We start from the raw sequence: 15,107 nt of genomic DNA on the forward strand, positions 1-15,107 counted from the left end.
TTAAATCACGGTGGGAAACTACCTGCTGATCATGGCAAAATGGACAGGTGGCAAGGGCAAAGAAATCTGGAATATGGGTGACTTTCTTAGGGACGGAATTGCAAACCATGTCGCACTCAGCATTGAACCATCCCCCATACGATATCACAGATCGGCGTTTTTTTCCACCAATACGCATTGCCGTTGGTCACCCGACGAAAAGACAAGACCGATTATGGATCTGTAACGTCAATCTCGCTCAATGTTTCACCCGCAGCGCTGCTAGGCTGGCTGATACCAAAAATAGTGCTCAGTGTGACGGCCACGTCCACCGTGGAAACGGAACGACTGACGCGAGTTGGCTTGATACCTGGACCAGCGAAAATGATTGGAACATGCGTGTCGTAGCGCCAAGGCGATCCGTGCATTACGGCAATTGGACCTTCCTCGAAGAGAAATGAATAAGGTGTCTGAACAACATAAATGTCGCCAGAACGTGTTGGGTGATAGTTTCGCCGGATCTGCTCCTCAAGGGTATGCCCTCGTTGTTCAGGAAACGGTTCAGTTGGCATCGCAAGCTCAATGCCCGGTGCAGCCATCAAGTTTTCGACAATGCGTCGCTCGATAACACGCCTGTCGGCGCCTAACGCTTCAATGGCGGCATTGTCCAGATATACGTAAGGACGAAAAAAGAACTGTATTGCGGATTCCACTCCGAACTCATCGGCGATGACCGAATTCACATCTATCATCAATGCTTCGGTGGAGTTACGGAATGTCGAAAGCCCGGCTTCGGCCATCTCTTCTGGCGCTTCCGGCATGCCATGATCGGCGGAAAGCACATAAAGCACATTCGCTCGTCCAACCTCTCGATCCATGAACTCAAAGAAATCAGCCAATGTCTCATCCAAACAGCGCACCATTTCTTCATTTTCTAGGCTGGATGGTCCGAAGAAATGGTTGGTTGCGTCTACACCTGAAAAACTGATGCTTAGGTAATCCGGCCATTTATCGTCACCAAGCCCCTCCTCTTTGACAACAGTTTTTGCAAAGTCGGCCGTGATCCGATCCCCATGAGGCGACAATAAAACCTGCGTGTAGTAGAGCCCGTCTTCCGGCTTCCCATAGAAATGAGGGAAAGTGCGACCGAATGTGCCAAGGTTGGTTACAAAGGAGCGTTCCTTTCTTTCCATTAGGTAAGGCGCGTCAGAACACTCCGGCCACCACTCACTTTCGATCTTAGCATCTGCGGCGCGTTTAGAGTTCCAGTCGAGAACCCAATCGGGATACGCGTCATAGTAAAAAGCACTTGTTTCAAATGCCCCTGTAGCCGCCGACAGCCATAAAGCTTTTCCAGAATGCCCTGCCATTGCAACCGCCGAACGGTCTTTGCCAGATACGGAAAAAACTTTTGATCGACCGGCATTGGCTTTCACCAGTTCGTCTCCGAACGTCGTCGCCAACAAGTTAACGGGAGAACGGCCCGATGTCACAGCAGCGGCTTGTGTCGGGTCGACTTGATCAACGTTTCCACCGACGCCTGGAACCGGCAACATCGGGTAGTCCGGATCTTCAATATTGTATCCCAATCGCTCTTCAGCCCTGTTGAACCAGGCATTGCCAATCATTCCATGCTCAGAGGGATGGGCTCCTGTAGCGAGTGTCGCGTGGCCAACAATGGTTTCGGTGTTGGCGTGACGATGATGAGCGTCGGTGTACCAGACGCCGCTTTCCAAAAGCCTTTTGAAACCAGCTTCGCCGAAGGCGGCCTCATAACGAGAAATCAAGTCGCCGCGCAGTCCATCAATTGTGATTTGAACAACGAGTCGGATGTCTTCCGTTGCACTAGCCGCCGTCGTGGATATTGAAAAAAGGAGTGTTGAGACTAAGGCAAATGATCGCTGCATTTATGACCTCATAGAACTACCCAATCCTCTGAATACCAGCATCTGCGTCCACCGGCTACTGAGGGTCATTAAAGATGCTCTTTTGAACTTCCGATTTGGGCTCAACGCAGTCATCTGAGTGTTTTCTCAGATGACTGACAAGAGGCGTAAAGCAGCCGTTCAGGACAAAAATTTAAAGTTCCTACCGTGAATGACTGCTTCTCACACGAGCGGACGTTGGCTGAAATATCGCGAATGACCGCTATGCGGACGAAGCGAACTTTCGCTGCGGCTGCGCCAATGACTGCCTTCAACTACCACTTGAACACGTGACGTAGGACGCGGAGGTTGCCGCTTAGCTTGTTGCCTCCCAGATCCCCGGCAAGCCTTTGCAAGACGTCGCCAAAACCATAGTTCGGGATTGCATCTTGCACGGCCTTAACTTGCGCCCGCGTCAAACCTTTGCGAATTTTACCATCGGTCGCATCGACCCAATCGCCCTTGCGAACGGCTTCTACGATACGCTGGTTTGGGCCGCGGTAAGGGAAAACCTTGTGATGCCAGTGGATCGCATCCCGCAGCAATTGAGGATCAAACCCCCAGCCATATTTCTCGTTGTCGGCCAAGGCATGCTCTTCAGATGGTTCCAGATAAGCAAGCTCGTTCTCTGTCCAGAGGCCAAGGTCGTGGTAAACAAATGCGGTTTCGACCAAAGGTCTTGCTTTTTCGTCGCCATCAAGAAAGTGCATTGCATAGGTGATCACACGATACACGTGACCCCGATATGCCGGGTAATCGTCGCCAATGATGTCGCGGTAAGGGGCAAACAGGCTTTCTACACGATCACTATGATCGATAATATGAATCTCATCGGGCATCTTGCAGCCTCGCTTGGAATTGGTTGGCATAAGTTGTAATCAGGTGATTGCAATGATGGGTAAAGATAAGTCAACAGGTGATTACTTGAGCAATGCATTGAACCAGCCAAAGATGTCTAGCCCGAAGCAGCGCAATCCATCCGCAACCAAAAACGCTCTGCTTGATGCAGCGCGAACAGAATTTCAGCGGACGGGGTATAATGGGGCGAGCACACGCAATATCGCGTCGGATGCCGGGTGCAATGCCGCGCTCATCAATCGTTACTTTGGCTCGAAGATCGGCTTATTCGAAGCTGTCATGGAAGAATGTATTGATCTTGCCCCTCTTCACGGCCTGTCACCCAATGAGATGGTTGAGGCATTGGCTGACATCGCCTTGGGCAAAGCTGATCCAACGGGTGGCTTTGACCCTATGGTCGTCGCTATCAAGTCTTCCGGATCCGAGGAAGCGCATGACGTTATTCGTAACAAGCTCGGTAACCCGATGGTCGAGCAACTTGCCGCTTTGATCGGCGGTAACAACGCTGATCAAAAGGCTGGAATGTTACTCAGCATCGTCTCAGGAATGTTCGTTGGTCGTGTTTCGGTGGATGCTGATGCACTATCTGCAGAACATGACGATGCCATAAGAGCGTTATTAGGTCACGCGATGACGGCCGTGTTGTTGTCAGGGACGTAGAGTACTTCTGGTCATTTGACATTCTGCTTCGAAGCGGCCATTCGCACATGGCGCAGCATTTGGAAAAATGGGCACGAAGCGGACGTTCAGAGATGTCAAGCCGATGCCTGCCTTGCGGACTAAGCAGACCTTAGGAAATCGAGCGATACATGCATAATCGTTTCCCATGCGTCTGTTCCTGGCAGAGGTACGTGATTTCTACCTTCCACGATTCTCAACTGTGCATCTCGCAGCAAAGAGGCCAGCAAGCTAGATTGGCTTACTGGATTGACGGAGTCTTCAGTTGTGTGAACTACGAGGACCGGCACCCGTACTTGGTCGAGGATGTTTGATACATCGAAGGTGTCTATCGAACGCCTGAGTTCGATCGCAGTGTCCGGTGATGCAGAGGCCAACTGCATCTTGCACATGTCATCAATCTGTACCGCCGATGCTTCGGGCATAAATAACGTCGCATAAGCCTTGCCAAATGCACCGCTTGGCTTGCCCCAACCTTCTGATATGAGGTCAAGAAAGGTATCCGCCTGAACAGAGTTGGGTTCGGGCTCACGGACGGCGCGGCCCTGAACAAAACCACCGTACAAAACCATTCGGCTTACGCGCTCAGGATAGGCGGCCGCGAATGCCAGCGACACAGGCACCCCCTGTGAAGTCGCCCAGATCGGAAAGCGTTCGAGTCCAGCGTCGTCGGCCACAGCAAGCATGTCTTCGACCAGCCGTTCAAGCGCGAAGTCCGTCGCGGAGGCTCCCGAAAGCCCGGTCCCCCTCTGATCGTATCGCGTAAGAGAAAAATGTGCGCCAAGGCGATCAAGCGTCGGTCGCCTGACTTCACTCTCCCAATCCATATTCAGATGCGTCAGGAATTGCCCGGCCCTCATCAAAGGTGGACCTTCGCCGCTAGTAGCGTAGGCGATGACAGTGCCATCCGCGGATCGAGCAGCTTTGCTGATCTGGCGATCAGAGCGTGGTTTAGGTGTATCAGGGCTTGTCCGCGCGACGCTGGAGACTTCAACAGAGAACCGATACCCCCGCTTACTCAGCGTTTCGAGCATGCGGTTCGCACGATCGTTGTCGCCGATGGCCCGTCTGACCGCATTGATCCTGGTTGAAATAGTTGAATCTGAGACAATCCTGCCATCCCAGACATTTTCGACAAGATCGTCGCGCGAGACCACTATTTCTGGATTCCGCAAGAAGTATTCCAACACGCCGAAAACCTGCGGCTCAAGACGTACGGATTTACCTGACTTCCAAAACATCTGCCGATCAGTATCGACCGCGCAATCTCCGAAAGTGACCTTCATAGACTAAGCATGACTCAATGTGGGCAATCCGAGAAGGCCTAATTTTTCTCAAGAAAATCTGGATGCTCTCTTCAAGTATTCGCCCGCCTGCGAAGGCACAGTGTTCACGTCACACAAGGAACAAACACATGCCAACCCCTAGTTCTCAAATGCCTGACCTTCGCCAAATCGGATCTGATTGTGCATTCGGTCGCAGCCAGCAGTGCGATTACATATTTGCCGCCGTCCGTTCAGTGTTCATTCGACTTCGCCATTTAGCCAAAAAAACCCAAGACAACAGAACGCAATAATAGGTTAGTATGTCGTTCCCCGCGTTTTGGTTGATGCAGCAATCAAAATTTGAACGAAACGAGGCGACGGAAGCGGACAGTCCCATTCAAAAAGTGCTCGACTTGGCCTACTTAGTCTCTGTGATTGACTACTCCGCATGGCCCGGCTTGGACGGGTTTGCAAAATTCATCGGTTTGCATTCTAAAACGCTGCAAAGAGAACTTACAAGACACGACACCACAGGGGCAGAACTCGTAGGCAGCGCGAAAATGCGTCAGGCGGAGCAATGGTTGACCGAGGGGCGCCTTTCCATAACAAAGATTGGAAAGAACTTGGGCTACAAAAACCTAAGTGCGTTTACACGAACGTGTCGCCGTTGGTTTGGATCGTCGCCTTGCCGGTTAAGGCACGACCTAGATGGTCGATGATTTGCCCGTGAAGTATGTCCGCTTTGCCAGCAAAACCTGAGAACAACAAATTACGATTTGATTATACAAAATGTTGGAGTATCCTTTTTCGAAGCACCCACATATAGATTGGCTGTTTAGGAGGGGACGGTGAAAGTTCTTAGATCAGCGGTAGCAACTGTACTGACTGCAACGCTGATGACTTGCCCCAATTTAGGCGCAGCAGACCAAGTCTCGGAGCAGATAGAAGCGCTGCTACGGTCAAATACGAATGCGAGTGGCACACTTTCTAACAGTAAGAGTTTGGACGCAGGAATCCTTGTGCCTCGTTTCTATACAGACAGAGAATTTGCGCCAGCTTGGACAAGTTTTGAATTGGTCGACGAACTATTTCAGGAGTTGGATGGAGCAATTGATCAGGGCTTTACGCCGAGTGATTTCAAGCTAGAAGAGCTTCGATCCGCTTTCAAAGACTCACAGGCTGGCGATGCCTCAAATAAAGCCCTGTTCGACATTTTGGCAACCGACGCCGCAGTAAAACTCGTGCATCATTTGGTTTTTGGAAAAGTCGATCCAAACGCATTGGACGACGATTGGAACTTCTCAAAACCAGTAATTCAACAAGACCCTTCCATTGTATTGAACCAATTTCTTCAAGGTGAAGGCTTCAGCGCTTTGATTGAACGCATCGATATCGACAATGCGCAATATACGATGCTCGTTGATGCATTGCGCAAATACAGAGCAATTGCATCAAAGGGAGGCTGGAACAAAGTCCCCGAAGAAACAGTTCTGAAGCCGGAAATGGTGGATCCTGCCGTCGCCGAACTGCGAAAAAGGCTAGCGACAGAAGGCTACGATGGAACAAATGAATTTCCAGAAATCAGGCAAAACGGCATAGATCCAGCTTGGGTTTATGACGATTACTTGGTGCAGTTGGTTAAATCCTTTCAAAATCGTCATGGCTTGGAAGCAGATGGCGTCGTTGGTGGTAAGACTTTCGCGTCTCTCAACAAACCTGTCGAAGATCGCATAAACAAGTTGCGCCTCAGCCTGGAACGAGGCCGTTGGCTCATGCGGGAAATCGACGAAGAGTTCGTGCTGGTAAATATTGCAGGCGCTCGTACTTACTTGGTCACATCTGGCGGGACGCTTTGGACCACCCGATCAATCACAGGTTCAGCCTACCGCAAAACCCCAGTGTTCCGAGATGAGATTGAATACATGGAATTCAATCCGACTTGGACCGTTCCCGCCTCGATTTTTCGGAAAGACAAGCTTTCGCGCATCCGCAAGGATCCTGCCTATCTGGCGCGCAACAACTACTTAGTTCGGAACAAAGACGGTCACACAATTCCTGCCAACGCTGTGAACTGGGGGGCAAAGAATCCCGGCGTCACTTTGGTTCAGCAGCCGGGCCCAGACAATGCGTTAGGTTTAGTCAAGTTCATGTTTCCCAATAAATACGCAGTGTACTTGCATGATACCAACGACCGCAGCCTTTTCGACCGAAATGAGCGGAACCTAAGTTCCGGCTGCGTGCGTCTTGAGTATCCGTTCGAATTTGCCAGCCTTTTGATGGAGGGAGAGCCGGGCTGGAGCCGGCAAAAGATGCAATCCATTCTCGATAGCGGGAAGACAACGCGAGTTAACCTACCCGAGCCCATGCCGGTCCTTTTGACCTATTGGACTGCGTGGGTCGAAGATGGGGCCGTACATTTTCGTGAGGACCCATACGAACGAGATGCTCGAATACTTGAAGCTTTGGACCGATGAACACGTCATTCTCAAAGAGATACGCAATTCTGAGTGTGCTAAATTGCCAGTAGGATTGGTGACTTCCAATTGGCGGAAATTCGAAGCAGTGTGAGCTGCAATAGGGGAGCACATGAGGGTTTGGCTCGTAAGAATAGTTGGGCTTGTTGCATTTCTAGCCTTCGCTGCCGTCGCTTTTGTCTGGTTGTTGCTTGCCGCTCCGATGTTCTCGGACACGCGGCGCGGCCTTGTGGAAAGAGTTCTTTCGGAACAAATTGGGCGGCCACTTCTTGTCAACGATGATGTAAGCGTCGCGCTTGGCCGCACGAGTTACATTCACGTCGGTGGCGTGGTCATCCCGAGCCAGACAATGCCGGAGTCACCTCTTGTAGAGTTGAACCTGCTGGAACTGGAGCTGGACATTGTCGCCTTGACCAACGGTCGTCTGTATTTTGACAATCTCGTCGTGGAAGGGCTCCAAGCAAATCTTCTTACAGCCGCAGACGGCACGACAAGTTGGCGAAAAGGCAGGCCAACACCCAGGCCCGTGTCCGAGGAACCTGTATCAGCGGATGATCAAAAAGACGTCGCTAGCGCTGATAGTATCGATGAAAGCGACACCGAAAGCAGTGGGATCTTGAACTTCCTGAGCGACAAGAACGTCAGTTTCACGTCAATCGGGTTAAACATCGACGACAAGGTCTCGGGCTTCTCGTTTGTGTTTGACCTCCAGTCACTCGCGCTCGAACAAGTAGATAATGGACAAAGAACAAAGGTCTCTGGTTCCGGCTCCGTCAACGGTCAGGGTTTCGAAATCGAAGGCGACTACCCCCATGACGCGCCATTTAAGACGCGAGCGAGTTTTGGAGAAATGACCGTGAGCTATGATGGCGAGCCCTTCACGGAAGACGAAGGTGGTGGCTATCGAGCTGTGTTGGAGATGGACACCGGTGAATTCGGTGATTTTCTAGATGTCATTGGGTTGGAACGCGTTTTGGAAGGGAATGGTCAGTTGCAGGCTGAGCTCGTGTCTCAGGACGCCCTGAAGATCGAGGCGTTTACAACTACCGTAAGCCTGGAGGATGGACAAAAACTCGAAGCTGAAGGTTCAATAGATGACCTCTACACCGCTCAGGGCGTTGATCTGCTTTTCAACGCACGGCTTCATCCGGAAGGACAGCCGCCGCCAGCAGCAAAAAGTATCCAAGAACTGAAGTTTACTGGCTTTGAAATGCATATGGTCGGATCCCTGGCTTCCTTCGAATTCGAGAAGTTGCTGTTCCAAACCAATGCATTTGACCAAGGGCTGGACGTAATCGGCCCAGCCTCAATCGAAAGCATTCGCCGCATGCCAGACGGACGGCTCGCCATGTTGGGCATTGCGCTACAAGCCGGTCCAATTGACGAGCCTGTCCTGAAAGCCGAAGGTGAAATCCTCGATCTGCTTCAGCTTCAGAACGTGACTTTCGATGGTTTGCTAAACGGGCCCGCCAAGTTGATTTTGCCCAACCTCAACGAAGACTATGTTGACCAGTTCGGCGGCGTCAAAGCCGATTTCAACATATCCAATGCGGGCGGGCCAGTTTCTCTCAACAGGTTCAACGCGACCACTTACGACACCGATCTCTGGGCGCTCGATCTTGCACTATCTGTCAACGAGCTAAAAGGGCTGGCTGGTCTCGATTTTGATGTGAAACTGGACGTCGACGACAGCGCCCAGTTTCTGACCGCGCTCAACCTGCAACCTGTTGAAATCGGAGCACTCGCTATCGATGCTGAAACCTCCAGGCAGGGTGAAGACTTTGATGCCGCAATCCAGTTCGAGGCTGGGTCCTCGCATCTTCTTGCGGCTTTGGATGCAAAGTTTCCCGAAGGTGCACCCGTCATCCGTGGCAACATTACGAGCGAGCGTCTCGATCTCAACGACCTAAAGAACCTGACTACTGTACTGGACCAACTGAAAAGTCTGCTAGGCGAGACCACGAAGGAACCTGAAGCCGAAGTTCAACCTTTGGTTTTACCGAAGGAGACAGACGTCCAGCCCTTGGTATTGCCAAAGGAAAAAGGGAAACCTGCCGATCTTCTGGATGTGCAGCGCGTGCTGCTAGAAGCTGACGTTGAGGTACAGATCGAATTCAAAGAGATTGTAGGCCAGCAAGGAGTAACGTCCGTTTCAAGTCAATTGTCTGCCAAAGATGGAACTGTGGATTTCGGACCTCTTCAGATGGCTTATGGCGGTGGAAACTTCAGCTTGCGGGCGGTCATGGATCTGATTGACTCTCCTGGTTGGCTTTCATTGTCGGGATCGACCTCGGGATGGGAATTCGGCGAAATCTTGGATGAGTTGGGCATTGGTATTGAGGCCTATGGGCGTTTGAGCGGTGAGTTCAACGTTTCTGGCAGTACCGCCTCGGGCAAGGCCTTCATCAATTCCATGCGTGGCAATGTATCTTTGTCGATGTCACAGGGCTATATCAGTACCAGTTTGCTGGAGTTAGCCGGGCTGGGCATCTTCCCATGGCTGTTTTCGGAGGAGTTCCGACAAGGTTACACCGACATCACTTGCGTGGTCGCCCCGGTTGATATTCAAGCTGGGCGGGTGAGCTCAAACTCCATCGTTATTGAAACGGGATCGGTTCAATTGGTTGCAAAAGGGCAATTGGATTGGCTGAACGATACGATAGCAATAAGAGCGGAGCCGCGGCGCGTTGGCAAACCCCTATCCCGAAGCGCTTGGCCCTTTGATGTGACGGGCCAGCTTACCTCACCAAAGTTCAAGCTGCATGTGGGTGGGTCGAGAAACAAGGCCCCGGAAGGCGCTGATGCCATGCCTGCCGACAGGCAGCCATGTGTACCGGACATCAATCAATTGCAATAATCGGGCGCGCCCTAGTTCTTCAGCGGTTCCGGCTGCTCGGCCTGACACGCCAGAACGGCCTCAATGGCTTTTGCAGATCCGCTGAGATCGAGTTCAACCTCGGCCCCGCTTTCGCCAATGATCGTAACGCTTTGGCGCTTTCCAAACTCGGTTACAAACGCCGGGTTGTCGAAAAAGGCGTAGCCACCGGGAACTCCATTCTTGTAGACACCCACGGCTTCTCCTTCGAATTTCGCATCACCAAAGTCGAACCTTACGATGCCCGTCGCACCGTCTTCGATTTGAACCCAGGCCGGATTAAAGGCAGCAAAGAAGCCGCCAGCCTGATTGGGCGCTGCACCAATTTCAACGGTCATGTCGTTTTCAAAGGGCTTCCACGCGAGACAGCCGTTGCCCTTTTCGGGATCAATCAGGATTGTCCAGTCCCCGGAATCACCCCACCGCTCCATACCAGCGGCATGAAGTAAGCTTGCACAAAACAAAGCCAATGTTGCCAGCACATACCTGTACATTTTTAACCCCAGATTAGTTTTGAAGGTTTACCCATCCTACCGATCAAGGAAGATCAATCAAACGATACAGAAGAAGCTTAATCAGGTCGCAAGTTTTTGGTGCGCAACAGTGAAGTCTGCTTCCTGCTCATAGCCGTATACGCTGCTATTGGAAGGAATGCCCGGTTTGAACAGTCTGCTGCACTTTGCAAAGTCCGCTTTCTGCGCATTGCTGTCATTGGGACATCGCGCGGCAGCGGTCAAAATGGGCTCGCTGCCGTCGTTAGTTGCGGTTTGCCCAAATGACCGTTTCGCGGACAAAGCGGATAGTCAAATGAAGTGCAGGAATTTCTGCTGTCGACCAGTTGCTGACATCTGGCATTTACCGTCGATGCAGAGATGCGGCCCCCCAAGGCGACATTCGCTGCGGCCGCAACATAAACGCAGTTCATTTGACAAATTCAGACGCGTTTTGACAAAATCAGACATGTCCAGTCCAATCATAACCCAGCATGAAATAATCGCTCTCGTGACTCCACATTTCAATGCGTCGGCGACAACGTCGTTCATTGATCCGTTTCGCGTGGCTAACTACTTGTCAGGGAGAAATAAGTTTTCGTGGACCCTTGTCTCAGAAAACGGCGGCGGGATCGAGGCCAGCAATGGGATGCTGATTGAAACCGCCCCCGTTAAAGACGTCAATGCAAGCAACCCTTGGCTCGTTCTTGTTAGTTCAAGCTGGACGCCCGAGCGCTACACGTCGCACGAGCTTCGCAATTTGTTTCAAAAGTGGTGGCGGTCGGGCGCGATCATCGGTGGATTGGACACAGGCGCGATCATACTTGCAAACGCAGGTATGCTGAAGGGAAAGACAGCGACGGTTCATTACGAACATATCGATGCATTCATCGAAATCGCCCCGGATACGGACGTGTCTGAGAATATGTTCGTGCAAGATGACCGCATATTCACGTGTTGCGGGGGCACGGCGTCTACTGATGCGGGGCTGCGGTTAGTGCATGCGGTGGCCGGCGAGAGCATTGCGAATGCGACGGCGCGGTATCTGTTTCATCACGAGGTTCGAGGCGAAGGGCGTTCGCAGAACCCCAAAGTCGTCGAGCCAATGGGCTATGTCACGTCTGGCGTTGTGCGAGCGGCAATCGACTTAATGGAAGCCCACCTCGAAACGACGCTGTCGATACCTGAGATCGCGGAAAGACTGGGTGTCTCACAACGTCAACTCAGCCGATTGTTCGATCAGTACGTGTACAAATCACCTGTCGCCTATTATCGCGACATTCGCTTGGACCGGGCCCGCGGACTGGTTACCCAAACCGAATTGAAATTCAGTGAAATCGCGGCCGCATCCGGGTTCAACAGTCAGGTTCATTTCAGCCGCGCCTATAATCAACGGTTCGGTTTAACACCAAGCGCAGATCGGATCGAAGGTCGCGTCCCTTTCGAGTTCCGCGCCTGGCCGATGTACAAGCCGGATCTCAAGAGCGATGCGGACGCGTCGCGATCTGCATCGCCGTAAGCATTTTGTCCCGCTTCGCGGATAGCTCCGCCGTGGTTTTGCCCTCGGATGCTTTAACCATGCCGTCGACCAACAGTTTTACGGTATAGTCGTCTAGTCGTGGATCGCCCAGATCGTCCCACCATCCGTTAAACGTGTCTTTGAAATGGTCGCAAAAACCCTGTAACCCGCCCTCACCGGCGCCAAGGTGAAACAGGGTTGTCGGCCCCATGGCAGCCCATCGCAGTCCCGGCCCGGCCCACATGGCTTTGTCGATGTCTTCGACGCTCGCCACGCCTTTGACAACCATGTGTACCGCCTCGCGCCAGATGGCCGCTTGCAGACGGTTGGCAACATGTCCTGGCATCCCCTTGTTGATGCGGATGGTCACCTTGCCGATGTCGACGTAGAAGGCTTCAGTCCGGTCTAACACTCCCGCCCCTGTTTCTGAGTTAGCCGTAAGTTCGACCAAGGGGATCAGGTGCGGTGGATTGAATGGGTGACCAAGGATTAAAGGGCTTGGGTCTTTCCAACCTTTTTGTAACGCCTCCAACGTCAGACCGGAGGTCGAGCTTGAGACAATCACGCCGGGTTGCAGCACGGGCTCTATCTCTCGGTAGGTTGCGTGTTTGAGCGTCAGCCGTTCTGGCACGTTTTCCTGCACGAACTGGGCAGTTTGCACCGCTTCACCCGCGCGCGCAACAAAGCGCAATGCGTCAGGCGTGGCGCGCGCGGTTAGCCCTAATTCGTCCAAGGCGGGCCACGCCCTTTCAATGTACTTTCGCACGTTGGTTTCCGCGTTCGGATCAGGATCGAACACCGTCACGCAGCGCCCCGCTGCAAGAAAAAGCGCAGTCCAACTCGCGCCAATGACGCCAGCACCTAAGACGGCTGTATGTACAATCTCGTCCATCAGAAAAGCCCCGGGTAAAGCGGTGACGCAGCGGTCATACCGCCGTCAATTACAAAGAGCTGACCTGTCGCGAATGCAGCTTCGTTCGAGGCCAACCAAACCGCCATGGCGGCAATATCGTCAGGCTTACCGAACCGGCGAACAGCGTGACGGGCCAGTGCGTCCTGCTTCGCTTTTGCAGGGTCGTCAGCAAGATCAAACCCTGCATCGAGCATTCCGGTTTCGATCCAGCCAGGACAAATTGCGTTGCAACGAATGTCTGGTCCGTGATCCACGGCGATGGAACGCGTCAGCCCGTGCACGAAAGCTTTTGACGCATTGTAAAGCGCCATGGACGGGTCCGCGACGTTGCCAGAAATCGAGCCGATGTTAATAATCGATCCGCCTTTGGGCATAAGCGGGACAAACGCGCGGCAGCAGTTAAAAACGCCACGTGCATTTACGCCCATCACCAGTTCCCAGTCGGCATCCGTGGTATCAACCACAGTTTTCTCGACCTGCACACCCGCATTGTTGACCAGAATGTCCGTCGCCTCGGCGATGATGTTCACTGCCGCAGGATCTGACACGTTGAGCTCATGCCAAACGACATCTTCAGGCAGTCCGCCGGGTCGAGGCCCACGTCCGCAAGTCGTAACGGTCGCGCCCTCGCTCAAAAACGCGTTTACGATACCGCGGCCGATGCCTTGCCTGCCGCCCGTCACAAAAGCGCACTTGCCCGCCAACCGCATCAGTGTGCCACCATCACGTGCCGGATCGCGGTATAGGCATCCAAGGCGTAAACTGACATGTCGCTGCCTGTACCCGAGCCTTTCATCGCGGCCCACGGCATTTCGGGCGTGGCAACGCCGTGGGTGTTCACCCATGTGAAACCATAGCGCAGCTTAGAAGTCATATTCATGGCGCGTCCCACATCGCGGGTCCAAACCGAGGATGCCAAACCATAGCTGGCTGAATTTGCGATCTTCAATGCCTCTTCCGCATCCGAGAACCGGGAAACGGTGACAACAGGACCAAAGATTTCATTACAGGCAACCTCCGCGTCGTTGTCTACATTGGCGATGACTGTGGGCTTGTAGAAGAATCCGTCGCCGTCGCCTGCGGCGCCGCCTGAGACGATCTCCGCAGCGTTGCGCGCGCGGTTAACAAAACCAGCGACACGGTCGCGTTGAGAAGCGGACACAAGCGGCCCCATTTCCGTGCCTTTGGCCTTAGGCGCACCGATCTGGATCTGGTCAACCTGATCCTGAATTGCAGCTACGATCTGGTCATAAACACCATCAGCCACCATGATGCGGCAGGGTTGCGCGCAGTCCTGACCGGCGTTGAAATAGCTGCCATATCGAATCGTCTCGGCTACGGCATCAAGATCTGCGTCTTCGAATACTATGACCGGGGCCTTCCCTCCCAGTTCAAGATGCACGTGACGGATTTGCTGAGAAGCCGCGCGCATGGCCGCCATGCCGGTAGCTGGTGACCCCGTGATCGTTATCGCCTCCATCTCTGGGCTGTTGATCAACGCGTCACCAACGGACGGGCCGCGTCCGTGGATCACGTTCAGCACGCCCTTGGGAAGGACATCCTGTAATAGCTCCGCCAGACGCAGCGTAGACAGCGGCGTCAGTTCAGAGGGTTTCAGTACTAAAGGACAGCCTGTCGCAACCGGCGCGGCCAGCTTCCATGACGCCATCATCAACGGATAATTCCACGGCGCAATTGCAGCCACAGGCCCGACTGGATCACGGCGGATCATGGATGTGTGGCCTGCAACGTACTCGCCGGTCGCAGACCCCGTCATGGTGCGAGCAGCGCCTGCGAAGAAACGAAAGACGTCGATGGTCAGCGGCATCTCGTCATCGTGCGCAGATGGCCACGGTTTGCCGACATCCAAGCTTTCCAGCTCGGCCAGTTCTTGGCTATGCGCTTCGATCACATCAGCGATCTGCAGCAGCAACGCCGCGCGCTCTGCCGGAGGGGTTCTCGCGAATGCGTCAAACGCTTCTGCAGAGCTGCGGGTCGCCGCCTTAATCTGCTCCGGGCTTGCCTCGCGTACCGCCTCGAGCACCTCGCCTGTCGCTGGGTTCAGGACATCGAGTGCCTCGCCTGTGCCTTCGACCAGCTCGCCGTTTATCAGCATTTTCGTTTGCATAG

At 53.2% G+C, this 15,107-nt stretch carries 12 protein-coding genes; 5 read left to right on the forward strand and 7 right to left on the reverse strand.

All coding sequences use genetic code 11. The annotated features are described in order from the left end of the window. Positions 1–212: 212 nt before the first annotated feature. Both GOV80_RS13280 and GOV80_RS13285 read right to left on the reverse strand, forming a co-directional pair. Positions 213–1,886, reverse strand: coding sequence for an alkaline phosphatase family protein (locus GOV80_RS13280; RefSeq protein ID WP_170785357.1), 1,674 nt, complete (start codon positions 1,884–1,886; stop codon positions 213–215). Positions 1,887–2,179: 293 nt separating this feature from the next. After that, positions 2,180–2,743 carry a phosphohydrolase gene (locus GOV80_RS13285; RefSeq protein ID WP_170785359.1) on the reverse strand — a complete coding sequence of 188 codons (564 nt, stop codon included), beginning with the start codon at positions 2,741–2,743 and terminating at the stop codon, positions 2,180–2,182. Positions 2,744–2,795: 52 nt separating this feature from the next. On the opposite strand from GOV80_RS13285, the gene GOV80_RS13290 reads away from it, so the two are divergent. Then, positions 2,796–3,422 (forward strand): TetR/AcrR family transcriptional regulator, encoded by a 627-nt coding sequence (locus GOV80_RS13290; protein ID WP_170785361.1) that lies wholly within the window; start codon positions 2,796–2,798, stop codon positions 3,420–3,422. A gap of 119 nt (positions 3,423–3,541) precedes the next feature. Here GOV80_RS13290 and GOV80_RS13295 read toward each other — a convergent pair whose 3' ends face one another. Further along, the gene (locus GOV80_RS13295; protein ID WP_170785363.1) at positions 3,542–4,726 is read right to left on the reverse strand and encodes an alpha/beta hydrolase; all 1,185 of its coding nucleotides are present in this window, start codon (positions 4,724–4,726) and stop codon (positions 3,542–3,544) included. 323 nt (positions 4,727–5,049) lie between these two features. Between GOV80_RS13295 and GOV80_RS22735 the strand changes: the two genes are divergently transcribed. From GOV80_RS22735 to GOV80_RS13310, 3 genes are all read left to right on the forward strand, one after another. Beyond that, the gene (locus tag GOV80_RS22735; protein ID WP_419555656.1) at positions 5,050–5,424 is read left to right on the forward strand and encodes a helix-turn-helix domain-containing protein; all 375 of its coding nucleotides are present in this window, start codon (positions 5,050–5,052) and stop codon (positions 5,422–5,424) included. A 129-nt stretch (positions 5,425–5,553) separates the two neighbouring features. Further along, on the forward strand, positions 5,554–7,179 hold the full coding sequence (locus GOV80_RS13305; RefSeq protein ID WP_336510154.1) for a L,D-transpeptidase family protein: 1,626 nt from the start codon (positions 5,554–5,556) through the stop codon (positions 7,177–7,179). 112 nt (positions 7,180–7,291) lie between these two features. After that, positions 7,292–10,036 carry an AsmA family protein gene (locus tag GOV80_RS13310; protein WP_170785367.1) on the forward strand — a complete coding sequence of 915 codons (2,745 nt, stop codon included), beginning with the start codon at positions 7,292–7,294 and terminating at the stop codon, positions 10,034–10,036. A gap of 11 nt (positions 10,037–10,047) precedes the next feature. On the opposite strand, the gene GOV80_RS13315 is transcribed toward GOV80_RS13310, so the two are convergent. Continuing rightward, positions 10,048–10,548 carry a hypothetical protein gene (locus GOV80_RS13315; RefSeq protein WP_170785369.1) on the reverse strand — a complete coding sequence of 167 codons (501 nt, stop codon included), beginning with the start codon at positions 10,546–10,548 and terminating at the stop codon, positions 10,048–10,050. 466 nt (positions 10,549–11,014) lie between these two features. Here GOV80_RS13315 and GOV80_RS13320 point away from each other — a divergent pair, with 466 nt between their 5' ends. Continuing rightward, positions 11,015–12,064 (forward strand): GlxA family transcriptional regulator, encoded by a 1,050-nt coding sequence (locus GOV80_RS13320; RefSeq protein WP_170785371.1) that lies wholly within the window; start codon positions 11,015–11,017, stop codon positions 12,062–12,064. On the opposite strand, the gene GOV80_RS13325 is transcribed toward GOV80_RS13320, so the two are convergent. Genes GOV80_RS13325 through GOV80_RS13335 form a run of 3 tightly spaced genes read right to left on the reverse strand, consistent with a single transcriptional unit; the run spans position 12,024 to position 15,105 of the window. Further along, complete coding sequence (locus GOV80_RS13325) at positions 12,024–12,956, reverse strand: 3-hydroxyacyl-CoA dehydrogenase NAD-binding domain-containing protein (protein WP_170785373.1); 933 nt, start codon at positions 12,954–12,956, stop codon at positions 12,024–12,026. The two genes, GOV80_RS13320 and GOV80_RS13325, sit on opposite strands and share 41 nt — an antisense overlap. After that, complete coding sequence (locus tag GOV80_RS13330) at positions 12,956–13,687, reverse strand: SDR family NAD(P)-dependent oxidoreductase (protein ID WP_170785375.1); 732 nt, start codon at positions 13,685–13,687, stop codon at positions 12,956–12,958. Before GOV80_RS13330 ends, GOV80_RS13325 begins: the two co-directional genes overlap by 1 nt. Further along, complete coding sequence (locus GOV80_RS13335; RefSeq protein WP_170785376.1) at positions 13,687–15,105, reverse strand: aminobutyraldehyde dehydrogenase; 1,419 nt, start codon at positions 15,103–15,105, stop codon at positions 13,687–13,689. Before GOV80_RS13335 ends, GOV80_RS13330 begins: the two co-directional genes overlap by 1 nt. Between the last annotated feature and the right edge of the window lie 2 nt (positions 15,106–15,107).

The sequence above is a fragment of the Ruegeria lacuscaerulensis genome (assembly GCF_013034685.1).
In the GTDB taxonomy this organism is placed as follows: Bacteria; Pseudomonadota; Alphaproteobacteria; order Rhodobacterales; family Rhodobacteraceae; genus Ruegeria; species Ruegeria lacuscaerulensis_B.

What these genes read in the sequence shown, in the direction of transcription:
- GOV80_RS13280 (WP_170785357.1), bottom strand. Translation starts at nt 1,886, where the DNA reads ATGCAGCGATCATTTGCCTTAGTCTCAACACTCCTTTTTTCAATATCC.
- GOV80_RS13285 (WP_170785359.1), bottom strand. Translation starts at nt 2,743, where the DNA reads ATGCCCGATGAGATTCATATTATCGATCATAGTGATCGTGTAGAAAGC.
- GOV80_RS13290 (WP_170785361.1), top strand. Translation starts at nt 2,796, where the DNA reads ATGATGGGTAAAGATAAGTCAACAGGTGATTACTTGAGCAATGCATTG.
- GOV80_RS13295 (WP_170785363.1), bottom strand. Translation starts at nt 4,726, where the DNA reads ATGAAGGTCACTTTCGGAGATTGCGCGGTCGATACTGATCGGCAGATG.
- GOV80_RS22735 (WP_419555656.1), top strand. Translation starts at nt 5,050, where the DNA reads ATGCAGCAATCAAAATTTGAACGAAACGAGGCGACGGAAGCGGACAGT.
- GOV80_RS13310 (WP_170785367.1), top strand. Translation starts at nt 7,292, where the DNA reads ATGAGGGTTTGGCTCGTAAGAATAGTTGGGCTTGTTGCATTTCTAGCC.
- GOV80_RS13315 (WP_170785369.1), bottom strand. Translation starts at nt 10,548, where the DNA reads ATGTACAGGTATGTGCTGGCAACATTGGCTTTGTTTTGTGCAAGCTTA.
- GOV80_RS13320 (WP_170785371.1), top strand. Translation starts at nt 11,015, where the DNA reads ATGTCCAGTCCAATCATAACCCAGCATGAAATAATCGCTCTCGTGACT.
- GOV80_RS13325 (WP_170785373.1), bottom strand. Translation starts at nt 12,956, where the DNA reads ATGGACGAGATTGTACATACAGCCGTCTTAGGTGCTGGCGTCATTGGC.
- GOV80_RS13330 (WP_170785375.1), bottom strand. Translation starts at nt 13,687, where the DNA reads ATGCGGTTGGCGGGCAAGTGCGCTTTTGTGACGGGCGGCAGGCAAGGC.
- GOV80_RS13335 (WP_170785376.1), bottom strand. Translation starts at nt 15,105, where the DNA reads ATGCAAACGAAAATGCTGATAAACGGCGAGCTGGTCGAAGGCACAGGC.